Origin of the sequence: Sphingomonas sp. LY54, from assembly GCF_035594035.1 — a bacterium.
Classification (GTDB): Bacteria; Pseudomonadota; Alphaproteobacteria; order Sphingomonadales; family Sphingomonadaceae; genus Allosphingosinicella.
Genome location: NZ_CP141588.1, coordinates 671750 through 692797, shown reverse-complemented (window position 1 = coordinate 692797; position 21048 = coordinate 671750). Strand labels below are relative to the sequence as shown.

General features: G+C 67.8%; 20 protein-coding genes. 12 read left to right on the top strand and 8 right to left on the bottom strand.

Annotated features, from left to right (window positions below; translation table 11 throughout):
* Window positions 1-51: 51 nt before the first annotated feature.
* The 9 genes from SH591_RS03505 (at window position 52) to SH591_RS03465 (ending at window position 10225) form a co-directional block, all read left to right on the top strand.
* The gene (locus SH591_RS03505; RefSeq protein ID WP_324750546.1) at window positions 52-1944 is read left to right on the top strand and encodes an acetyl/propionyl/methylcrotonyl-CoA carboxylase subunit alpha; all 1893 of its coding nucleotides are present in this window, start codon (window positions 52-54) and stop codon (window positions 1942-1944) included.
* 102 nt (window positions 1945-2046) lie between these two features.
* On the top strand, window positions 2047-2499 hold the full coding sequence (locus tag SH591_RS03500) for a MaoC family dehydratase (RefSeq protein ID WP_324750545.1): 453 nt from the start codon (window positions 2047-2049) through the stop codon (window positions 2497-2499).
* On the top strand, window positions 2496-3335 hold the full coding sequence (locus SH591_RS03495) for an HpcH/HpaI aldolase/citrate lyase family protein (protein WP_324750544.1): 840 nt from the start codon (window positions 2496-2498) through the stop codon (window positions 3333-3335). Before SH591_RS03500 ends, SH591_RS03495 begins: the two co-directional genes overlap by 4 nt.
* A gap of 61 nt (window positions 3336-3396) precedes the next feature.
* Window positions 3397-3864 carry a hypothetical protein gene (locus SH591_RS03490; RefSeq protein WP_324750543.1) on the top strand — a complete coding sequence of 156 codons (468 nt, stop codon included), beginning with the start codon at window positions 3397-3399 and terminating at the stop codon, window positions 3862-3864.
* Window positions 3865-3895: 31 nt separating this feature from the next.
* Window positions 3896-4621 carry a prepilin peptidase gene (locus tag SH591_RS03485; protein WP_324750542.1) on the top strand — a complete coding sequence of 242 codons (726 nt, stop codon included), beginning with the start codon at window positions 3896-3898 and terminating at the stop codon, window positions 4619-4621.
* 239 nt (window positions 4622-4860) lie between these two features.
* On the top strand, window positions 4861-5712 hold the full coding sequence (locus SH591_RS03480) for a type II secretion system protein N (RefSeq protein WP_324750541.1): 852 nt from the start codon (window positions 4861-4863) through the stop codon (window positions 5710-5712).
* Complete coding sequence (gene gspD / locus SH591_RS03475) at window positions 5709-7829, top strand: type II secretion system secretin GspD (protein ID WP_324750540.1); 2121 nt, start codon at window positions 5709-5711, stop codon at window positions 7827-7829. Before SH591_RS03480 ends, gspD begins: the two co-directional genes overlap by 4 nt.
* Window positions 7826-9334: a GspE/PulE family protein gene (locus SH591_RS03470; protein ID WP_324750539.1), complete on the top strand. Its 1509-nt coding sequence runs from the start codon at window positions 7826-7828 to the stop codon at window positions 9332-9334. Before gspD ends, SH591_RS03470 begins: the two co-directional genes overlap by 4 nt.
* Window positions 9335-9652: 318 nt before the next feature.
* Window positions 9653-10225: a PAS domain-containing protein gene (locus tag SH591_RS03465; RefSeq protein ID WP_324750538.1), complete on the top strand. Its 573-nt coding sequence runs from the start codon at window positions 9653-9655 to the stop codon at window positions 10223-10225.
* A 2-nt stretch (window positions 10226-10227) separates the two neighbouring features.
* Here SH591_RS03465 and SH591_RS03460 read toward each other — a convergent pair whose 3' ends face one another.
* Window positions 10228-10965 (bottom strand): hypothetical protein, encoded by a 738-nt coding sequence (locus tag SH591_RS03460; protein ID WP_324750537.1) that lies wholly within the window; start codon window positions 10963-10965, stop codon window positions 10228-10230.
* A 1-nt stretch (window position 10966) separates the two neighbouring features.
* On the bottom strand, window positions 10967-12154 hold the full coding sequence (locus tag SH591_RS03455; RefSeq protein ID WP_324750536.1) for a toxic anion resistance protein: 1188 nt from the start codon (window positions 12152-12154) through the stop codon (window positions 10967-10969).
* Window positions 12155-12322: 168 nt separating this feature from the next.
* On the opposite strand from SH591_RS03455, the gene SH591_RS03450 reads away from it, so the two are divergent.
* A complete protein-coding gene (locus tag SH591_RS03450) occupies window positions 12323-13936 on the top strand; it encodes an alkaline phosphatase family protein (RefSeq protein ID WP_324750535.1) in 1614 nt (537 codons plus the stop codon).
* Window positions 13937-13939: 3 nt separating this feature from the next.
* Here SH591_RS03450 and SH591_RS03445 read toward each other — a convergent pair whose 3' ends face one another.
* Window positions 13940-14566 carry a cation efflux transmembrane domain-containing protein gene (locus SH591_RS03445; RefSeq protein WP_324750534.1) on the bottom strand — a complete coding sequence of 209 codons (627 nt, stop codon included), beginning with the start codon at window positions 14564-14566 and terminating at the stop codon, window positions 13940-13942.
* A 54-nt stretch (window positions 14567-14620) separates the two neighbouring features.
* Window positions 14621-15010, bottom strand: a complete 390-nt coding sequence (locus tag SH591_RS03440) for a BlaI/MecI/CopY family transcriptional regulator (protein ID WP_324750533.1) — start codon at window positions 15008-15010, stop codon at window positions 14621-14623.
* Window positions 15011-15147: 137 nt separating this feature from the next.
* Between SH591_RS03440 and SH591_RS03435 the strand changes: the two genes are divergently transcribed.
* Together SH591_RS03435 and SH591_RS03430 are read left to right on the top strand one after the other, a co-directional pair.
* Window positions 15148-15543, top strand: coding sequence for a hypothetical protein (locus SH591_RS03435; RefSeq protein WP_324750532.1), 396 nt, complete (start codon window positions 15148-15150; stop codon window positions 15541-15543).
* The gene (locus SH591_RS03430) at window positions 15510-16007 is read left to right on the top strand and encodes an AraC family transcriptional regulator (protein WP_324750531.1); all 498 of its coding nucleotides are present in this window, start codon (window positions 15510-15512) and stop codon (window positions 16005-16007) included. The genes SH591_RS03435 and SH591_RS03430 overlap by 34 nt, the downstream gene beginning before the upstream one ends.
* Here the strand turns inward: SH591_RS03430 and ligD are convergent.
* The 4 genes from ligD to SH591_RS03410 all read right to left on the bottom strand — a co-directional run bounded on the left by ligD (window position 16004) and on the right by SH591_RS03410 (window position 20934).
* Window positions 16004-18565, bottom strand: coding sequence for a DNA ligase D (gene ligD / locus SH591_RS03425; protein WP_324750530.1), 2562 nt, complete (start codon window positions 18563-18565; stop codon window positions 16004-16006). The two genes, SH591_RS03430 and ligD, sit on opposite strands and share 4 nt — an antisense overlap.
* 3 nt (window positions 18566-18568) lie before the next feature.
* The gene (ku, locus tag SH591_RS03420; RefSeq protein ID WP_324750529.1) at window positions 18569-19474 is read right to left on the bottom strand and encodes a non-homologous end joining protein Ku; all 906 of its coding nucleotides are present in this window, start codon (window positions 19472-19474) and stop codon (window positions 18569-18571) included.
* A 96-nt stretch (window positions 19475-19570) separates the two neighbouring features.
* Window positions 19571-20446 carry an energy transducer TonB gene (locus SH591_RS03415; RefSeq protein ID WP_324750528.1) on the bottom strand — a complete coding sequence of 292 codons (876 nt, stop codon included), beginning with the start codon at window positions 20444-20446 and terminating at the stop codon, window positions 19571-19573.
* A gap of 17 nt (window positions 20447-20463) precedes the next feature.
* Window positions 20464-20934: an Lrp/AsnC family transcriptional regulator gene (locus SH591_RS03410; protein ID WP_324750527.1), complete on the bottom strand. Its 471-nt coding sequence runs from the start codon at window positions 20932-20934 to the stop codon at window positions 20464-20466.
* Window positions 20935-21048 lie beyond the last annotated feature (114 nt).

Sequence of the window (21048 nt, the reverse complement as noted above, 5' to 3'; positions counted from 1 at the left end):
CTCCACCATGCTGCGCATGGTCCCCCTCCCCGTGCCGGGGAGGATCGCATTATGATCCGCTCCCTTCTCATCGCCAACCGGGGCGAGATCGCCTGCCGGATCATCCGGACCGCGCGGCGGCTCGGCATCCGCACCGTCGCCGTCTTCTCCGACGCGGACCGGCACGCGCTGCATGTGCGCGAGGCGGACGAGGCGGTGCATATCGGGCCGAGCCCGGCGCGGGAGAGCTATCTGGTCGGGGAGCGGGTCATCGCCGCCGCCAGAGCCTCGGGCGCCGAGGCGATCCATCCGGGCTACGGCTTCCTGTCTGAAAACGCTGCCTTCGCGCAGGCAGTGATCGACGCCGGCTTGGTCTGGGTCGGCCCCAATCCGGCCAGCATCACCGCCATGGGCCTCAAGGACGCGGCCAAGCGGCTGATGGACGCAGCCGGAGTGCCGACCACGCCTGGCTATCTCGGCGACGACCAGAGCCCCGATCGCCTCAAGACCGAGGCCGACGCGATCGGCTATCCGGTGCTGATCAAGGCGGTCGCGGGCGGCGGCGGCAAGGGGATGCGCAAGGTCAATGCGGCAGGCGAGTTCGCCGACATGCTGCAAAGCTGCAAGCGCGAAGCGGCCTCGTCGTTCGGCGACGACCGCGTCCTCATCGAGAAATATATCGAGCGGCCGCGCCATATCGAGGTGCAGGTGTTCGGAGATACGCACGGCAATGTCGTCCATCTGTTCGAGCGCGACTGCTCGCTGCAGCGCCGCCACCAGAAAGTGATCGAGGAAGCACCCGCGCCGGGCATGGACGCAGCGACGCGCGCGGCGGTCTGCGGCGCCGCGGTCAAGGCGGCGCAGGCGGTGGATTATGTCGGCGCGGGCACGATCGAGTTCATCGCCGACGCGTCCGAAGGCCTGCGCGCCGACCGCATCTGGTTCATGGAAATGAACACGCGGCTCCAGGTCGAGCATCCGGTGACCGAGGAGATTACCGGCCAGGACTTGGTCGAGTGGCAATTGCGCGTGGCCTCAGGCGAGACGCTGCCGAAGCGGCAGGACGAGCTATCGATCGCCGGCTGGGCGATGGAGGCGCGGCTCTATGCCGAGGATCCGGCCCACGAATTCCTGCCTTCGACCGGACGGCTCGATCATTTCGTGCTGGGCGGGCGCATCCGCATCGATACCGGCGTCGAGGAAGGCGACCGGATCAGCCCTTATTACGACCCGATGGTCGCCAAGCTGATCGCCACCGGCGCCACCCGCGGCGAGGCGATCGACCGGCTGGTGGATACGCTGCAACAGGTCGAGGTGTGGCCGGTCAAGACTAACGCAGCTTTCCTCGCCTGCGCCGCGGACGATCCCGATTTCCGCGCCGGCGACGTCGATACCGCCTTCATCCCGGCGCGGATCGACCGTCTCGTGCCCGATTCCAGGCCGGGCGAGGGCATCTGGAACCTGGCGGCCGAGGCGATGCTCGCGTCCGATTTCGGCGGGGCTTCGGATGGGGCCGATCCGTGGCGCGCGCTGCAGGGCTTCCGCGCCAATGCCGCGCCGGACCTGCGCGTGGCCTTGAGCCATGGCGGCGAGACACGCGCGGTCGCGCTCGGCGAGGAGCAGGAACTCGAGGGCGCCGCCACCGCCCATGGCGACGCGATGCTGGTCTTCGCCGACGGCCAGGCCTTCGCCTTTACTTTGCCCGGGGCGAGCGGGGCCGCGGGCGGCGACGCCGCGTCCGACGGGGCGTTGGTGTCGCCGATGCCGGGGCGCGTGATCGCGGTCGACGCGCGCCAGGGCGACCTCGTCGCCAAGGGCGCGAAGCTCGTCACGCTGGAGGCGATGAAGATGGAGCATAGCCTTCTCGCCCCGTTCGACGGTATCGTCGCCGAGCTCCACGCCGCCGAGGGCGCGCAAGTGAGCGAAGGCACCTTGCTGGTGCGGATCGAGAGGAAGGGGGAATGATGCAGGACGCCGTCATCCCGGCGAAGGCCGGGATCCCAGAACAAGAGGGCGCGGCCCTGCCCGCCGAGACCCCGGCCTGCGCCGGGGTGACGCGGTAGCGCCGTGCCCGGCCGCTATTTCGACGAGTGGACGATCGGCGACCGGCTGGCGCACCAGCCGCACCGGACCGTCACCGAGACCGACAATCTCCTCATCTCGGCGCTGACCCACAATCCGCAGCCGCTCCATCTCGACGCCGAATATGCGGCCGCGACCGAGTTCGGCCGAATCGTCGTCAACGGCACCTTCACCTTCGCCTTGATGGTCGGCCTGTCGGTCGGCGACACGACGCTCGGCACGCTCGTCGCCAATCTGGGCTACGACAAGGTTCGCATGCCCAAGCCGGTCTTCATCGGCGACACGCTTCGCGCCGAGACCGAGGTGATCGCCCTCAAGGATTCGGGCTCGCGGCCCGACGCCGGCATCGTCACCTTCGAGCATCGCATGCTCAACCAAAACGGCGAGACGGTGTGCGTGTGCGAGCGCACCGCCCTGATGCAGCGGCGGCCGGCATGAGGCTGCGTTCGCTTTTGTTCGTGCCGGGCGACCGGCCGGACCGGATGGAAAAGGCGCTCGGCTGCGGCGCCGACGCGCTGATCCTCGATCTCGAGGACGCGGTCGCGCCGGCGGCCAAGCCCGAGGCGCGGCGCGCGGTCGCCGCCTTCGTCGCGGCGCATCCGACCGCCAGCCTGTGGGTGCGGATCAACCCGCTCGACGGCCCCGAGGCGGAAAAGGACCTGCAGGCGATCCTCGGCGCGCGGCCGGACGGGATCGTGCTGCCCAAGGCCGAGGGCGGCGCATCGGTGACCGATCTGGCGCAGCGGCTGACGCGGGCGGGCAACGCGACCGCGCAGATCCTCGCCATCGCCACAGAGACTCCGGCAGCAATGTTCCAGCTCGGCACCTATGGCGGCACGAAGCGGCTCGCCGGGCTCACCTGGGGTGCCGAGGATCTGCCGGCGGCGATCGGCGCGGCGACGTCGCGCGAAGAGGATGGGCGCTACACGGCCCCGTACGAGCTGGCGCGTTCGCTCTGCCTGTTCGGCGCGGCGGCGGCCGGGGTGGCGCCGATCGAGACCGTTTTCCCCGCCTTTCGCGACCTCGACGGGCTCGCCGCTTATGCCGCGCGCGCGCGGCGCGACGGCTTTACCGGCATGATGGCGATCCATCCCGACCAGGTGCCGGTGATCAACGCCGCCTTCACGCCGTCCGAGGCGGAGGTGGCGCATGCCCGCGCCGTGGTCGCGGCCTTCGCAGCCCATCCCGGAGCGGGGGCGTTGTCGCTCGACGGCAGGATGATCGACCGGCCGCACCTCGTCCAGGCGCAGCGCATTCTGGCGGCGCTCGGCTGAGGCAACCGCCCGCGCCGGCGGCCGTTGGACGCCGGAGATGTCATTTCGTAGAGGATGTTCGATGCGTCGCTTGCTGCCCTGTTTCGCCATGATCGCGCTCGCCGGATGCGGGGGCGGGACCGAAGTCGATCGCGAGAGCGGCAACGAAACCGCGGCGGTCGCGCCCGCGCAGCCGGCCGCGGTCGGCGCGGCGACTTCGGCGGCGGAAGGCGAGGCTTTGGCCGAGGGCCAGGAGAATGCGGCGACGCCGTTCGTGTGGACCGGCCGCTTCGCCGCGACGCCCCAACTCTGTCATGGCGGCGTGTGGGACATCCGGAAAGACGAGATCGATACCGCCGGCGAGACAAGTTGCTCGGTCAAAGGGGTGGCCGGCGAGGGCGACGAGGTCGTGCTGACATTGGCCTGCACCGCGGAGGGCATGGACAGCCAGGAGCGTTGGACGCTGACCCGCAACGGCGCGGACGGCATGAAGGTGTCGCGCGCCACCGGCACGGAGATGATCGACGTCGACCTCATCCGCTGCCGCTGAGGGCCTGCTCGCGCTGCCGGGCTGGGCCTGGGTGGCGGCGGGCTTCCTGATCGGGCTCGTCATCGGCAGCTTCCTCGCCGCCGTCCTGCTGCGCTGGCCGAGCGGCCGGTCGGCGCTGCGCGGCCGCTCGCAATGCGATCGCTGCGGCGTTCCGCTGCGCGCCCGCGACCTTGTGCCGATCCTGTCCTATCTGCTCGCGCGCGGCCGCTGCCGCCGGTGCGGCGCGCCGATCGACCGGCGCCATCTCGCGATCGAGATCGGCGGGGGATTGATCGGGCTGACCGCGATCGTCGCCCATCCGATGCCGCTCGCTTTGTTCAGCGCGGCGTTCGGCTGGTGGCTGTTCCTCGTGGCGGCGCTCGATCTGGAATCGCACTGGCTGCCCGACCGGCTGACTCTGCCGTTGATCGCGGCCGGGCTGGGGGTTGGGTGGATCGGGTTCGGCCCCACCTTCACCGACCGGCTGGCCGGCGCCGCGGCCGGCTTTCTGGTGCTGGAGATCGTCGCCATGACCTATGCCCTGTGGCGCGGGCGCCAGGGGCTCGGCGGCGGCGACCCCAAGCTGCTGGCGGCGATCGGGGCCTGGCTCGGCTGGCGGCAATTGCCGTTCGTCCTGGTCGGCGCCGGCCTGCTCGGGCTGGCCGCGATCGTCATGATGCGGCTGCGCGGCCGCACGATCGTCGCGACCGACAAATTGCCGCTCGGGACCCTGATGGCACTGGCAGCGTGGCCGATCTGGCTGCTGATCGCAACCTGACCTTGTGTTCAGCCTGCGTGCAGCAACGGGGCTGTAACGAGGTGGTCCGGGCGGCGTTCTTCCCTAGAGGCGTCGCCCAACCTTTTCTTAAGCTCGTCTGAAACGCGACTGCCCGCCACGCCGGGCCCACTCCGCCGGTTCGGCGTTGGCGCGCGCCTTCTCCTTTCAGAATCCAGTGCCAACCGGCCCGCCTCTATGTCATGCTGCGCGCAGAGGTTCAGGCGGGTGGGGATTCGTGCATGCGTATGGCATTGAACGCGCGGGCGCGCCGGCTGGTGCGCCGGGTGCCGCACACCACCGTTTATTCCTTGCTCGAGCTTGGCCTGCTGTCGCTGCTCGCGGTGCAGGGCGCGCGGCTGGTCTGGATTCTCGTCAGCCCGGTCGGGCCGGTCGGCGAGTGGCAGGCGCCGAACACGCTCGCCGCCGCGCCGGTCGCCCTGGCGGCGGGCGAGTTCGATCCCTTTTTCCGGCTGCAGGGGACGACGGGGCCGGTGACGGTCACGGCGCTCAGCCTCAGACTCACCGGCGTGCGCGAGGACCGCGCGAGCGGCCGCGGCTCGGCGATCATCGCGCTTCCGGACGGCTCCCAGCGCAGCTTCGGCATCGGCGAGGAAATCGTGCCGGGGGTGACGCTGGCCGCGGTCGGGTTCGACAACGTCACTTTGTCGCGCGGCGGGACGCCCGAACAATTGTTCCTCGACCAGTCCGGGCCCGCCGCCATCGTGCCGGGCGGCCCGCCAACGGCGCCGCCGCCGGTCGCGCCGATGCCCGGCATCGTGGCGCCGCAGCCGACGGCGGCTCTTGTGCCCGCCGCTGCTGGCGGATCGGCCGCGGCCGACATCGCCTTCCGGCCACGCCTCAACGGCGCCGAGATCACCGGCGTCACCGTCCAGCCGCAGGGCAGCGGCAACGCGTTCCGCGCTGCCGGGCTCGCGCCGGGCGACGTCATCCTGTCGGTCGATGGCCGACGCATCCGCTCGGCCGACCAGATCCGTTCGATCGCGAGCCAGATCAGCGGCGCGCGCGAGGTCAATGTCCAGGTCGAGCGGGACGGGCGGGTGATCCCGCTGCGCATGAGGGTGGATCAGTGAAGAAGATCCGCATCGCTCTCGCCCTTGCCTTGGCGTCTGCGCCGGTTTCTCCGGCGTGGTCGCAATATGTTTTGAACCTGCGCGATGCGGACATTCGGGCGTTTATCGAGGATGCGGCGCGGGTGACGGGTCGGGCGATCGTGATCGACGGCGGGGTGCAGGGCAAGGTGTCGGTGGTGACGCAGCGGCCCTTGTCGCGCTCGGAATATTTCGAGCTTTTCCTGTCGACGCTGCGCGCCAATGGGCTGGTGGCGGTGCCGATTGCGGGCGGGGGCTTGCGCGTCCAGCCGGCGGCCGGCGCTGCCTCGTCGGGCTCGGCCGGGCGGCGGGCGGCGAGCCCGAGCAGCTTCGTCACCGAGATTTTCCGGCTGCGCCATATCGATGCCGCCTCGGCCGCCGAGACGGTGCGGCCTCTGGTCAGCAAGGACGGCTCGGTGACGGCCAACCGCAATTCGCTGGTGGTGGCCGACTTTGCCGACAATATCGCGCGCATCCGCGGCATATTGGCCGGGATCGACCGCGACACTGCGTCAACGCGAACGCTGGCGCTGGACAATGCCGGCGCGCGCGAGATCGCCGAGGCGCTGGGCGCGCTGGTCGGGCCCGATGCCAAGGTGTCGGTGGTGGCGGTCGACAGCGCCAATGCGATCGCGCTCAGGGGCGATGCGGCCACCGTGGCGCGGCTCGTCGAGATGGCGCGCGACCTCGACGCGCGCGCGGCCAGCGGCACCGAATTGCGCGTGGTGTTCCTCGAACATGCCGACGCCGAGCAATTGCTGCCGGTGATCCAGCAATTGCTCGGCCAGGCGCCGACCCCGGCGCGCTCGCAGGGGCTGGCGCGGACCAGCGGCAATGCCAACAATTCCCGCAGCGGCGGCACGTCGCCGCCGCCGCCTCCGCCCGCGGCGGCTGCCGCCGCGGCGAGCGGGGCGAGCGTGTTCGGCAACAAGACTACGGTGGTGACGCGGTTCGAGGGCGCCAATGCGATCGTCATCGCCGCCCCGGCCGACGTCCAGCGGCAATTGGGCGCGGTCATCCGCCAGCTGGACACGCGCCGCGCGCAGGTGCTGGTCGAGGCGATCATCGTCGAGATTTCCGACACGGCCGCCAAGCAGCTTGGCGTGCAATTGCTGATGGCGGGGCTGGAGGGGAGCAACATCCCGTTCGCGGTCACCAATTATTCCAACGCCTCGCCCAACATCCTGCCGATCGCGGGCGCGGTGGCGGCCGAGCGGCTGCGGCGGACGACGACCACGGTCAACGGCCAGGTCGTCACCACCACCCAGAATAGCGGGCTCGCCGACACGCTGCAGCAGGCGGCGGCGGCCGAGCTGCTCGGCGCGACCGGCGGCCTCGGCGGCTTCGCCTTGCGCAGCGGCCGCGAGATATTCGGGGCGATCATCAACGCGGTCCAGTCCGACAACCAGTCGAACATCCTCTCGACGCCCTCGATCATGACGCTCGACAATCAGGAGGCGCGGATCCTGGTCGGCCAGGAGATCCCGATCACGACCGGCGAGGCCTTGTCGGACAATTTCGACAACGCCTTCCGCACCGTCCAGCGCCAGAATGTCGGCATCTCGCTGGAGGTCAAACCGCAGATCAATGCCGGCGGCACGATCAAGCTCGACCTGAGGCAAGAGGTGAGCTCGATCGCCGGGCCGGTGTCGCGCGATTTTTCCGATCTGATCCTCAACAAGCGCGAGATCGAGACGACGATCACGGTCGATGATGGCGAGATCGTCGGCATTGGCGGGCTGCTCGACGACAATGAGCGGCGCACGATCGAGAAGATCCCGTTCCTCGGCGACCTGCCGGTGCTCGGCAATTTGTTCAAATCCAAGGGCAAGGCGCGCGCCAAGACGAACCTGATGGTGTTCATCCGGCCGACCATCCTGCGCTCGGCGGCCGACGCGCGGGCGATGACCGACCGCCGCTACGGCTACATACGCGGCCGCCAATATCTGCAGAACCCGGATGCCGAGCCGAGCCTCGACGAGCTTTTGCGCGAATATATGGGCGTCACCCCGCCCGGGCAGCCGCCGGCCGTGCCGGCGCCGCTCGATCCCGCGCTCTACGCGCCGGCCGTAACGCCGGCCGCAGAGGGCGCGCGATGAGCGAGGAAATTGCGGGCCCATCGACCCCGCTGCCGATCAACATTCCCTACGGCTTTGCCAAGCGCTTCGGCGTCGCTCTGACCGGCGAGCAGGACGGGCGGCTCCAGGTGGCGCTGCGCCAAGGCGGCGATCCGCGCGCCTTGATCGAGGTGCGGCGCTATCTGGCGCGGTCGTTCGACCTCGCGTTCGTGGCGGAAGAGGCGTTCGACCGCATCCTCTCCGAGCGCTATGCGATGGACGGCGAAGCGGCGGCGCATGCGGCGGGATCGCTCGGCCTTGGCGACGAGCTCGGCCTCATCGCCGGCGACCTTCCCAGTGCCGACGATTTGCTCGACAGCGCCGACGACGCGCCCGCCATCCGCCTCATCAACGGCATCATCGCCGACGCCGCCCGCCAGGGCGTCTCCGACATCCATGTCGAGCCCTATGAGACCGGGCTCGTCGTGCGGATGCGGATCGACGGCGTGCTGCGCGAGACTTTGCGCATGCCGCCCCATGTCGCGCCGGTGATCGTCAGCCGCATCAAGGTGATGGCGCGCCTCGACATCGCCGAGCGGCGCGTGCCCCAGGACGGCCGCATCGGCCTCAGCCTCGGCGGCAAGCTTCTCGACGTGCGCGTCTCGACGCTGCCGAGCCGGGCCGGCGAGCGGGTCGTGCTGCGCATCCTCGACAAGGACAAGGCCGGCATATCGCTCGAACTGCTCGGCATGCCGCCGGCGATCGACCAGCTCTACCGCGCCGCTCTCGCCGAGCCCAACGGCATCGTGCTCGTCACCGGCCCGACCGGATCGGGCAAGACCACCACGCTCTATGCGGGCCTCAAGCAACTGAACGACGGCGCGCGCAACATCCTCACCGTCGAGGACCCGGTCGAATATGCGGTCGACGGCGTCGGCCAGACCCAGGTCAACGCCAAGGTCGGCTTCACCTTCGCCAGCGGGCTGCGCGCGATCCTGCGCCAGGACCCCGACGTCGTCATGGTCGGCGAGATCCGCGACCGCGAGACCGCCGACATCGCCGTCCAGGCCTCCTTGACCGGCCACCTCGTCCTCTCCACCGTCCACACCAACGACGCGATCGGCGCCATCACCCGCCTGCGCGACATGAAAATCGAACCCTTCCTCCTCGCTTCCTCCCTCAGAGCCGTCATCGCCCAAAGACTGGTCAGAAGACTGTGCCCAAGCTGCCGCCAGCCGGCCGAGGCCGACGCCCCGCTGGCGGAGGCGCTGGGCGTGCCGCCCGGCACGACACTCTATGAGCCGCGCGGCTGCGCCGATTGCACGGGGGGCGGTTATAAGGGCCGGATCGGGGTGTTCGAGGGGCTGCGCGTCGACGAGACCATTCGCAAGCTGATCAACGGCGGAGCCGACGAGGCCGACGTCGCCGCGCACGCCTATCGCGGCGCGGACAGGCTGGCCGATGCGGTGCGCAATCTGGTTGTGGACGGCACGACCTCGCCCGAGGAGGCGATCCGCATCACCCGGCGCGAGCCCGAGAGCGTCTGACGGCGCTGGCGCCGGACGCGAAAAAGCCCGCCGGGTGGCGGGCTTTCTGGCCTTACATTCCGACGATGATGCCGGTGACGTAGAAGAGGCCGACCGTGACGCCGGGTACGGCGTTCATGAAACGCGTAAGCATGAGTTTTCTCCTTTGCTGCAATGCAACATAGGGAGAGGGGCCTTAATTGTCAACCAATCTGGTAGAGTATACGATATTCCATTTCGCAGCCATTTTTGCCGAAAAGGCTGGAACTGCTTTTCTTGATCTGCGTTAAAGTCCGTTCAGAAGAGGGTGGGGGCACCCCCGGAAACCGGGCTAAGTAAATGAATTCGGCCAACGTTGCGCCTTTGGAAGTCCTCAACATTGCTGTATCCGCGGTGCGGAATGGCGATCCGGACTCGCTGAGCGCTCTCGATGCCATGCAGATGCCGGTCTATGCCACCGACGGTGCCGGCGTCATTTCCTACTATAATCCCGCATGCGTCGATTTTTCCGGCCGTAAGCCGACGCTTGGCCAGGACAGCTGGTGCGTGTCGTGGAAGCTGTACACGGAGGAGGGCGACTTCCTGCCGCGCGAGAAATGCCCGATGGCAGTCGCGATCCAGCAGAAGCGGCCGATCCGCGGCATCGCCGCCATCGCCGAACGGCCGGACGGGAGCCGCGTGACCTTCCTGCCTTTCCCGACGCCCTTGCTCGACGATGACGGCGAGGTGGTCGGAGCGGTCAACATCCTCGTGCCGGTCTCGGACGTCGAGAAAGCGCGGCGGCTGCAGGTCCAGGCGCAGCGGTGCCGGCGCCTCGCCGCCTCGGTCAACGACCCCAAGACGGTGCGGACATTGAACCTGATGGCGGCCGATCTCGAAGCGCAGGCTGCCGCGCTCCGCAAGGCCGACTGAGCCTATTCGCCCTTGATCTCGCCGTCGCTCTTGTAGCGGCTTTCGATGAAGCGGCCCTGCGTTTCGAACGCATCCAGATCCTGCTTGGCGAGGCGCGCGCCGATCTCGCCCAGCGCATTCTGCGCGGCATCGAGGCTGGTGACCAACCGCTCGTCGACCGTGAGGCCCTCGCCGTCGCGCTCGTGGCGATAGGCGGCGGGCACCCGCTCGTAGCGCTCGATCAGGTCGGGCAGATGCTTGCCCATCAGCCGCCGCGCATCCTGGGCGAGCGGATCAAGCGGATCGACGCTCGCCAGTTTCGCCTCGAGCAACGGAAGCTGCGAACCGATCGCGTCCACCCGCCGCGCCGCCGGGGCGGGCAGGGCGGCGCGCTGCCGCACCAAATAGGAATCGAGCTGCTGCACGACCTGCTTGGTCGGCATCTGCTCGCTATAGGCGACGCGCTTGGGCTCGGACGGCCAGGACGAGAAGAACACCATCACGCACATGGTGAGCATCGCCACGACGAACAGGCCGGTCCAGCCGATCGGCGCGACGAACAGGCCGAAGCCGATCGTGGCGGCGATCAGCACCGCCAGCGCCATGCCCATGTTGACAAGCCGCCTGCCGAACGCACCGGCGCTGCGGCCGTAACGGCGGAGCGCCGCACGCCCTCCGGCAGGCACGTGCCCGTCGAGGCGGGCCGCCATCTCGTCGAACCGGGCGATCGCGGCGTCGACGCTGCGGGGGTGGCGCGCCATCCTAGCCCTCGAGCGCGGTCAGCGGCGATTGGGTCCCCGCCAGCCGGTTCTGCTCGACGCCCTCGGCCCGGGCGATATAGCCGCGCGACTTCTCGACCTCGCCGGTGAGGACGTTGACGGTCTGCTTCATGTTGCCGAGCGCCTCGACCTTGAAGCGGTCGATCGAATCCATCGTGTCGTAGATATTCTGGAAGGCGCGCTGCAGCGTCTCCAGCGGAATGGTCGAGGACGCAGCCTGCTTGTGGATCTCACCGGTCTGGTGCTTGAGCATGTCGCCGGTCGACTCGATCATGTTGGCCGTCGTCGTGTTGAGCGCGGTGATCTGGCCCAGGACGAGCTTCTGGTTGGTGAGCGCCTGGGCGACCGTGACCGCGGTGCGGAGCGCGGCGACCGTGGTGGTGGACGCCCGGTCGACGCCCTTCACCAGCTCGACATTGTTCTTCTTGACCAGGTCGAGCGCGAGATAGCCCTGCACGCTCACCGCCATTTGCGTGAGCAGGTCGGTGGTGCGCTGGCGGGTGTAGAACAAGGCGGTCTCGCGGATCGCCTTGGCCTTGGCGGGATCGGTCGCGTCGAGTTCGTTGGCCTTATCCTCGAGCCTCTGGTCCATCACCTTGGAGATGTGGATCATCTGCTCGAGCTTGCCCATCGTCTTCCAGAGGTTGGCGCGCTCGACGTCGATCGCCGCATTGTCCATCAGCAGCTCGTCCTTGCCCGAAGCCAGGCGGGCGAGGACGGCGGCGATGTGGCTTTGCGCCGACTGATACTGGCGGAAATAATTCTGCAGCTTGTTGCCGAACGGGATGATGCCGAGGAAGCGCTTGCGCCCGGTGAGCTTGCCCTGGCGGCCGGGATCGAGCTCCTCGACCGTCTTGCGCAGCTGGGTGAGGTCGCTGCCGATGCCGGTGTCGCTGTCGATCGCCTTGACGGGGCGGTCGAGGAAGCGGTTGGAGTGGCTCGCCGCCTCGGCGATCTCCTTGCGGCCCATCGTCGTCAATTGGTCGATCTTCTTGCCGAATTCGGGACTGTTGGCGTCGGTCGCGACGAGGTCGGCGACGAAGGCGTCGACCTTGACCTCGAGCGCCGAGCGCTCCTCTTCCTTCAGCGGCACGAGTCCCGCGGCTTCCTGCGCCTCGATCGGGTTCAGCACCTCCGGCGCTTCGAGCTTCAGCTTGGTTTCGGTAGCCATCTCATCCCCCGTGCGGATCGTTCTTTCGCCGAAGATGGGGGACAGGGGCGGGGTAGTGCAAGGGCTAAAGCGCATTATCAGGATAACACACCGCAACCGAACCGTCGCGGATATGTTGCGCGATTGTCATCTTCGCTGCCTAATGATGCCCGCAAACTTTATGGGGTTATGATGACTTTTGCCAGGCTCGCCGCTCTTTCCGCCCTCCTGCTGTCCGGCGCCGCCTCGGCGCAGACCGGAGCCCCGCCCAAGCTCGTCGTCGCGATCTCGGTCGACCAGCTCTCGTCCGACTTGTTCGACCAGTATCGGCCCTATTTCACCGGCGGGCTGAAGCGGCTGAGCGAGGGCGCGGTGTTCGCCAACGGCTATCAGTCGCATGCCGCCACCGAGACCTGCCCGGGCCATGCCACCTTGCTCACCGGCGCGCGCCCGGGGCGGTCTGGGATCATCGCCAACAATTGGTTCGACCAGAGCGCGCCACGCGAGGACAAAGCGGTCTATTGCGCCGAGGACGAGCGCGTCGCGGGCAGCACATCGAGCAACTATACCGTCTCCACCTACCATCTGAAGGTGCCGGCGCTCGGCGACTATATGAAGCGGGCCGATCCGCGCAGCCGCGTCGCGGTCGCGTCGGGCAAGGACCGCTCGGCGGTGATGATGGGCGGCTACGGCCCCGACCAACGCTGGTGGTGGAGCGGCAAGGGATTCGTCGGCGAGGGCAAGCCGGTCGCGGCGGCCTCGGTGGCGGCGGTCAACAAAGCGGTCGCCGCGGCGATCGCCCAGCCGCGGCCCGCGCTGGAGCTGCCGGCGCCGTGCGTGACGAAGAGCCGCGCTATCGCATTGCCCGGCGGCAAGGTGGTCGGCGACGGACGCTTCGCGCGTGCCGCCGGCAACGCTGCGGCCTTCCGTGCCTCGCCCGAGCTCGACGGCGCCACGCTCGCGCTCGCCGCGGCGCTGCGCCAGGAAATGCGGCTCGGCGAAGGGCCGGCGACCGACCTGCTCGTGATCGGCGCCGCCGCGACCGATTATGTCGGCCACAGCCTCGGCACCCAGGGCAGCGAGATGTGCCTGCAATTGCTCTCGCTCGACCGCGACCTCGGCGATTTCTTCGGCCGCCTCGACGCGGCCGGCGTGGACTATGCGGTCGTGCTGAGCTCCGATCATGGCGGCCAGGATCTGCCCGAGCGGATCGGCGCGACCGCGCGCCGCGTGGATCCGGCGCTGAACGCGGTCGCGATGGGCAAGACGCTCGGTGCGCGGCTCGGCCTCGCGGGGCCCGTCCTGCTCGGCGACGGGCCGTTCGGCGACATCTATGTCGATCGCAATCTCGCCCCGGCCGACAGGGCACGGGCGCTGGCGGAGGCGGTGAAGACCTATCGCGGCCATTCCGACGTCGCGGCCGTGTTCACCGCCGCCGAGTTGCAGTCGGCGCCGCAGCCGCAGGGCGCACCCGATCAATGGAGCCTGCGCGACCGCGCCAAGGCATCCTTCCACCCCGGCCGCTCGGGCGATTTAGTCGTACTTCTGAAGGAGGGCGTGTCGCCGCTCGCCGACCCGACCCGCGGCTCGGTCGCGACCCACGGCAGCCCGTGGGACTATGACCGGCGCGTGCCAATCCTGTTCTGGCGCAAGGGGCTGGCGCCGATCGACCAGAAGCAGGCGGTCGAGACGGTCGACATATTGCCGACCGTGGCCTCGACGATCGGCCTGAAGCTGCCCGCCGAAGGGATCGACGGCCGCTGCCTCGACATTCTCGCCGGCGAGGGGACGAACTGCCGCTGAGAATCAGCCGCGCGCGGGGCGGAGGAACGGCCAGGACTGGGCGATCATCCGCACCGCGCTCCGCAGGAACAGGCCGGCAATCACCGCGGCGACGATCACGTCCGGCCAGAAGGAGCCGGTCAGCGCCACCGCCGCGGCCGCGACCAGCACGCCGCTATTGGCAATGACGTCGTTGCGCGAACATTCGACCGCGCTCGACATGTTGAGATCTAGCGAGCGGAAGCGCCAGATGAGGCGCAGGCAGAGAAGGTTCACCGCCAGAGCGAGGCCTGCAAAGGCGAGCATCAAAGTGGAGGAGGGCGGCATGCCGGTGCGCAGCTTCACGCCGATCTCCCAGACGACGCCGAGGCCGAGCAGCAGGATGAAGCCGCCCTTGGCCATGGCCGCACCCGCCTTCCAGCGCTCGCTGCGGCCGAGCGCGTAGAGGCTGAGCGCATAGACGCTCGCGTCGCCCAGCATGTCGACCGAGTCGGCCATCAAGGCGGCCGATCCGGCGATCAGGCCGGCGGTGAACTCGATCACGAACATCGCGGCGTTGAGCGCGAGCACGGTCACCAGCACGCGGCCCTGCTCGGCATGCCGGGCCAATTGCTCGAGTTCCTTCGCCTTGTTCGCGCAGCAATCGTCCATCGCGGGGCTCCCGTGCCGAAAATCGGCCACTAGGAATGGCTTGGCAAGGGCCGACTAATGTTCGCGGGCGGTACCATTGGCCAGGCGTTCGCGCAGCCGCGCCGCCTCCGCCGGATCCTGGGCCTCGACCATGGCGAGCAGCACCTCGACCGCGTTGCCTAGCGAAGCGCCGAAATAGGCCTCGCTCACTTCGCGCAGCGCGCGCCGGCAAGCTTCCTCGTCGGGCGCGGCCAGCTCGTACAGGAAACATTTTCCACGCTTCTGGTGGCGCAGCACGCCCTTGGCCTCAAGCCTCCGGAGCATCGAACGGACCGCCGAATTGGTGAGCGGGGTTCCGATCGACGCCATGATTTCCGATGCGCTGAGGCTGCCGTGCTGGAGCACGATTTCGGCAATCTGCCGTTCGCGCTGCGGCAGCCACTCGATCCTTGTTGCTCTGCCCATATCTCCCCACGAGACGGTGTGCCGCTTACATACATCACCTGGGCGGGTCGCGCCATGTTGAAACTTGCGAATTTCGTGCTTTTCGTCAGGGATTGTTCATCTTTCGCAGGCTGTTATGCGTGGGTGGGGAGGCGAGCATGACGGCGATGTTCAGGCTTATGGACCGTGCCAACGACGCGGAAGCGACGCCGCCGACCGCCGGCAAGGTCGTGCTCTCGCGCCTTGCTCCGACGACGTGCCGGATCGCGGCGCCTGCACCCTCGCTCAAGCTGGTGATGCAGGGGGCCGAATATTACGAGATTGACGGCCGCACCGTGCGGGTCGAGCCGGGTCAGTTTCTCTATCTCGATGCCGGCACCGAGTGCCATGCGATCAATCGCGAGGAGACAATCGGCCTGTGCCTGCTGATCGCCCCCGCGGCCGGGCGCGACGACAGGGCGCTGGCGCACGGACACGATCCGGTGCTCGGGCGCTGGTGCTTTCCAGCCGGACGAGCGCGATGGGCCGCGTGCTCGCCCATTATGGCCACATGATTGCCGGACGGCCGGAGCTCGGGCCGATCCTCGCGCCGGCGCTGGTGGCGCGAGTGGAAGCGGCAGTGGCGGAGCCGCTTGCAGAGAGCCGCGTCGCGATCGAATCGCTGAAGGCCGCCAAGGCATCGACCCGCCGCGCGCTCTATCAGAAGCTGGAACGCGCCCGCGACCATCTCCACGCCTGCGACAGCCGCGCCGTGCCGCTCGCCGAACTGGCGCAGGTGGCCGGGCTCTCCCAATTCCACCTCGCTCGCTATTTCCGCCTCGCCTTCGGCCAGTCGCCGATCGCCTATCACCGCGCGCTCCGGCTGGAGCGGGCGGTCGCGGCGCTGGAGCAGGGGGCATCGGTGTCCTCCGTCGCTGAGGCCGCCGGTTATTCGGACGCGACCGCGCTCAGCCACGCATTCCGGCGCCGGTTCGGCCGGCCACCGCAGCATTGGATGTCCCGGGTGAAAGGCGCCTAGACGTCCGGGAGAGTCTGCGCAGCCTCGCCCCAGCCCTGGAGGGCGCGGCTTGAAGTGCGTTCGAGCAGCAGATCGCTGTCGAGCACCGAGTAGCGTGCGCCGCTCTCATAATCGTCCAGTTCCTCCCAGGTAATCGGAGCGGCGACCGGCGCGCCGGCGCGGGCGCGCGCGGAATAAGGCATGACCGCGGTCGCGCCGCGCTGGTTGCGCAGATAATCGAGGAAGATGCGGCCCTTGCGCCGCGCCTTGGCGAGATTGGCGGTGAAGCGCTCGGGCTCGGCGGTGGCCAAGGCGACGCAGAAACGCTGGGCGAAATCGCGCACTTCGGGCCATTCCGCCTCGGGCATCAGCGGCACGATAACATGCACGCCCTTGCCCCCGGTCAGCATCGGGAAGGTCTGCAGGCCCATGTCGGCAAGGAAGCCCTTGAGGTCGCGCGCGGCGCGGCGCACTTCGTCGAAGCCGAGCCCCTCGTCGGGATCGAGGTCGAACACGATCCGGTCCGGCTTCTCGACGTCGGCGACACGCGAGCCCCAGCCGTGAAACTCGATCGTGCCCATCTGCACGCAGGTCAGCAGCCCGGCCAGATCGGCGACGTAGATATAATCCTCGGTGGCGCCGTTCTTCTCGAGGATCGGAACCTGCATGACATGCTCGCCGAACGTGCCGGCGTCATGCTTCTGGAAGAAGCACTTTTTGGCCCGGCCCTGCGGGCAGCGGACGAGGCTGATGGGCCGGTCGGCGGCCCAGGGCAGCATGATCGATCCGATGGCGCGGTAATAATCGGCGAGCTGGCCCTTGGTGACGCTCGAATCCGGGAAGATCACCCGGTCCGGATTGCTGATCTTCACCGCATCCGCAGCGGGGGCGGTCGCGGCTTTCGGCAGCGGCTGCGGCTTCTCCTCGACGACGTCGTCCGGCTTCTTGTCCGAGCGCAGGCCGAGGAAGCTGGCGTGGCGGACCACCTTGTCGGCGGTGAATTCGGCGAACGCGATCTCGGCGACCAGTTCGGGCTTCAGCCAGCGCGCGCCGCGGGCCTCGGCGCGGGGCACCTCGAGCGCAGCCTTTTTCGCCTCGAGCTTGGCGAAGCGCGCGGACAGATCCTGGAGCGTCTGCATGTTGAAGCCGGTGCCGACCTTGCCGGCATAGCGCAGCTTGCCGCCCTCGTTCACCGCCAGCAGCAGCGATCTTATCCCGCGCGCCTTGGCCTCGCTCGGCAGCCAGCCGACGATCACGAACTCCTGCCGGCGCGTGCATTTGACCTTGAGCCAAGCCTTGGTGCGCGCGCCGCGATAGGGAGCGTCGGCCTTCTTCGAGATGATGCCTTCCTGACCGGCGTCGCACATCGCGTCGAACAATTTCTCGCCCTGGCCGACGATATGCTCCGCATAAAGGATGAGGGGCGGGCGACCGTCGCCGAGCAGCGAGGCAAGGCGCTGTTTGCGCTCGATATTGGGAAGCGAGGCGAGTTCCTCGCCATTGAGCTCGAGCGCGTCGAACAGAAACAGGCTGAGGCCGCGGCCGCCTTCGCTGATCGCCTGCTGCAGCGCTGAGAAGCCGGTATTGCCCTGGTCGTCGAGCTTGACGATCTCGCCGTCGAGCAAGGCGCTGCCGCAGTCGAGCGTGCGCGCGGCCTCGACGATCTCGGGGAATTTGTCGGACCAGTCGAGGCCGGATCGGGTGTAGACCTTGGCCTCGCCGCCGCTGATCCCGAGCAGGCACCGATAGCCGTCATATTTCATCTCGTGGATCCAGGCCGAGCCGGACGGAACATTGTCGACCAAGGTCGCCTTCTGCGGCTCGCGGAAGGCGGGGGGCTTGCCGTTGCCCCGGCGGAGGCCGGGGCCTCGGGAAGGCTTGGTGCGATCCTTTGCTGAGATCCCGGCCTTCGCCGGGATGCCCTTGGCCGGAGAGCGCGCCACTTTTGTCTTCAGGCTCTTCTGGAACGTCGTCAGCTCTTTCGCCTTCTTGCCCTCGGCGATCTCGTTCATCGTCCGGCCGGTCTTGATGCTGGTCAGAAATTTCTCAGTGAGCCCGGTCGAACTGCCCGCCTGGTCGTCCTCGACCTTGCGCAGGATCCAGTTCTCGTTCTTCTCGTTGCCGCGCGGCTTGAGGCGGAACATCACCCATTCGCCCTTCATTCGCTCGCCATCGAGCGTGAAGTGGAGATGGCCTTCCTCGATCGTCTTGCGCGGGTCCTTGCGCGGGTCGGGGGTCCAGGTGCCGCGGTCCCACAGCATCACCGTGCCGCCGCCATATTGGCCTTTGGGGATCGTGCCCTCGAACGTGGCGTAGGAGAGGGGGTGGTCCTCGGTGCGGACGGACAGCCTTTTGTCGTCGGGATCGAGGCTCGGGCCGCGCGTCACCGCCCAGCTCTTGAGCGTGCCCTCCATTTCGAGCCGGAAATCGTAATGGAGGCGGGTCGCGTCGTGCTTCTGGACGATGAAGCCGTTGCCGTCGCCCCAGGGGAGGGTGTCGTAGCCGCCCTTGGGTTCGGCCGTTTTCGAGAAATCCCGTTTCTTGTTGTAGGCGGCGAGCGCGTCGGCCTTTTTCGCCATGCGTCAAGCCCGCTTGCGCGCCGGAGCGGCCTTGACCGGAGCCGCCTTGGCGGGCGCTTTCTTGACGGCGGGCTTGGCCCCGGCCTTCGCGGCCGCTTTCTTGGGCTTGTCGCCAGCGCCGCCGGCTCCGGGCTTCTCGATCGATTTCTTGAGCGCCGCCATCAGGTCGATCACGTTGGAGCCGCGGGCGGGCGCTTCCTCCTCTTCGGCGGTGATGGTTTTGCCCTTGCGCTTCTTCTCGATGAGCTCGTGGAGCGCGTCGATATAGCGATCGTGGAATTTTTCGGGATCGAACTTGGAAGTCTTCTTCTCGATCAGGGTCTCGGCCAGATCGAGCAGCTCGGGGTCGGGCTTGATGTCGTCGATGTCGCGGAAATAGCCCTGCGCCTTGTTGACCTCGTCGGCGTAGCGCAGAGTCTCCATCAATATGCCGCGGCCGCACGGCTTCAGGCTGACGATATATTCGCGGCCGCGCATGGCGAGCTGGCCCAGCCCGACCTTCTTGGTTTCGCGCAGCGCCTCGCGCAGGACGACGAACGCCTCCTCGGCAAGGTCGTCGGCCGGCACGACATAATAAGGCTTCTCGTAATAAAGCGGGTCGATCTCGTGCTGGTCCACGAACTGGGTGAGCTCGAGGGTCTTCTTGCTCTCGAGCTTGACCGCTTCCAACTCCTCGTCGTCGAGGAGCACGTAGCTGCCCTTCTCATATTGGTAGCCTTTGACGATCTCGTCCGCATCGACCGGGCCTATCCCAGGCACGACCTTCTCATATTTGATGCGCTTGCCGGTCGGCTCGTGGATCTGGTTGAAGGCGATGGTGGCGCCGCTCTTGGTCGCCGAATAGATCTCGACCGGGATCGAGACCAGCGCCAGCCTGATCTGTCCCTTCCAATAAGGCCGCGCGGCCATCGTCCGTCTCCCGTTCGCTTCGCGGCCGATTCAATCCGCGGCGAAGGGGAGGGTTCCGTCAGCCCGCATATGGGGCTCTTCCGGCGTCGGCGTGGCTCAACCCTCTCGCAGTCTCCAGGTGACGCTGCGAATGACGGCGTCCTTGACGGGCTTCCCGTCGGGATCGCGCGCCGGGGTGAAGATGGCGCGTGCCTTGATGATCGCGCAGCTCTGCCCGTCGAGCATGGCCCAGCCGCTGGTTTCCAGGATCGTGCAATCGGCCACGCGGCCCATTTCGTCGATCAGGGCTGCCACGCGAACGGTACCGGTTTGTTCGTTATGGAGCGGCAAATCCGGATAATCCGACGATTTGAAGATGTTTCTCAGATTTCCGCTGGCGCGAGTGCCGCCCGGGGCCTGCCCGCCTTGGCCCTCGTCGGCGTTCCAGGCCTGGCGAAGGTCGGCGACGCATCGCTCCATCACTTGCAAGAGCGGGTCCATGAGCGTCAGGGCGAATTGCTCGCGGAAGTCGGTGGCGCTGACCGTCAGCGTCTGCGCACCGCGCGCCGGCACGAAGTCGGCGGCCGGCATGTTGAGCAGGTGCACGCGCAGTTTCCTGTCGTCCGAATTGAACGTCAGCATCGTCGTCTGGACCGGAGACAGCCGGTCGAAGCGTATGTCGGCCTCGACCTGGCTTGCGCCCATGCCATAGGATTGCTGCATCACCGCAATCTGCATGACATCGCCGACGGCAGGCGCCTTGAGAGCCAGGAATAGCGGCTTCTTCTCGCTGCCATAGGCGCGCGTCGCGACACATTGGGCGTCGCGGAAATTGACGGTCCATTTGCCGGTCGGCGCGACGCCATCGGATGCCGCAGCGTGGACGACCGACGTCGACGCGATGAGTGACATGAAACTCATAAGCTTCAGCGTCATGGTCCCCCCCAAGCATACTGCAATCGGAACACTAGCGTTATGAATGCGCGCCGTCACTCTTGTTTCGAATAGTGCTAGACCGGGATTTCCGTCGTGTATTTGACTTGGCGGAGCGCGAAGTTCGATGCGGCGTGGGCGACCGACGGGTGGGCGAGGACGCCGCGCATCACGAAGCGGTCATAGTCGGCGACGTCGCGGACCGAGATGCGCAGCAGATAGTCCCATTCGCCCGACATGGCGTAGCACTCGACGATCTCCTCGCGGGCGCGGATGAACTCCTCGAATTCGGCGCGCGCCTCGATCGTCTGCCGGGTCATGCGGATCTGGCAGAGCACGTTGACCGAGCGGTCGAGCAGGCTGGCGTCGGCGAGGCGGACGGTCTTGCCGAGCACGCCCGCCTTTTCGAGGGCCCGGACCCGTCGCCAGACCGAGGCCGCGGACGCGCCCACCTTCTCGGCCAGGGCGGCGTGGCTGAGGCTGGCGTCGCGTTGCAGCTCGCGGACGATTCGCCGGTCGATTGCGTCTAGCTGATCCGTTTCTTTCATAGGTATCATTGTAACGAAACAGGCGTTTCAATTCCATTGCCGAGTGGCACTAGATTGATACGCATTTGGAACGAGTGTGCGATAGTTGTATTCGCCTGCCGAACCCCGCGTTTG

Excerpts from the sequence above, each read along its gene's own strand:
- SH591_RS03505 (WP_324750546.1), top strand. The coding sequence starts at position 52 with ATGATCCGCTCCCTTCTCATCGCCAACCGGGGCGAGATCGCCTGCCGG.
- SH591_RS03495 (WP_324750544.1), top strand. The coding sequence starts at position 2,496 with ATGAGGCTGCGTTCGCTTTTGTTCGTGCCGGGCGACCGGCCGGACCGG.
- SH591_RS03490 (WP_324750543.1), top strand. The coding sequence starts at position 3,397 with ATGCGTCGCTTGCTGCCCTGTTTCGCCATGATCGCGCTCGCCGGATGC.
- SH591_RS03480 (WP_324750541.1), top strand. The coding sequence starts at position 4,861 with ATGCGTATGGCATTGAACGCGCGGGCGCGCCGGCTGGTGCGCCGGGTG.
- SH591_RS03470 (WP_324750539.1), top strand. The coding sequence starts at position 7,826 with ATGAGCGAGGAAATTGCGGGCCCATCGACCCCGCTGCCGATCAACATT.
- SH591_RS03465 (WP_324750538.1), top strand. The coding sequence starts at position 9,653 with ATGAATTCGGCCAACGTTGCGCCTTTGGAAGTCCTCAACATTGCTGTA.
- SH591_RS03460 (WP_324750537.1), bottom strand. The coding sequence starts at position 10,965 with ATGGCGCGCCACCCCCGCAGCGTCGACGCCGCGATCGCCCGGTTCGAC.
- SH591_RS03455 (WP_324750536.1), bottom strand. The coding sequence starts at position 12,154 with ATGGCTACCGAAACCAAGCTGAAGCTCGAAGCGCCGGAGGTGCTGAAC.
- SH591_RS03450 (WP_324750535.1), top strand. The coding sequence starts at position 12,323 with ATGATGACTTTTGCCAGGCTCGCCGCTCTTTCCGCCCTCCTGCTGTCC.
- SH591_RS03445 (WP_324750534.1), bottom strand. The coding sequence starts at position 14,566 with ATGGACGATTGCTGCGCGAACAAGGCGAAGGAACTCGAGCAATTGGCC.
- SH591_RS03440 (WP_324750533.1), bottom strand. The coding sequence starts at position 15,010 with ATGGGCAGAGCAACAAGGATCGAGTGGCTGCCGCAGCGCGAACGGCAG.
- SH591_RS03435 (WP_324750532.1), top strand. The coding sequence starts at position 15,148 with ATGACGGCGATGTTCAGGCTTATGGACCGTGCCAACGACGCGGAAGCG.
- SH591_RS03430 (WP_324750531.1), top strand. The coding sequence starts at position 15,510 with ATGGGCCGCGTGCTCGCCCATTATGGCCACATGATTGCCGGACGGCCG.
- ligD (WP_324750530.1), bottom strand. The coding sequence starts at position 18,565 with ATGGCGAAAAAGGCCGACGCGCTCGCCGCCTACAACAAGAAACGGGAT.
- ku (WP_324750529.1), bottom strand. The coding sequence starts at position 19,474 with ATGGCCGCGCGGCCTTATTGGAAGGGACAGATCAGGCTGGCGCTGGTC.
- SH591_RS03410 (WP_324750527.1), bottom strand. The coding sequence starts at position 20,934 with ATGAAAGAAACGGATCAGCTAGACGCAATCGACCGGCGAATCGTCCGC.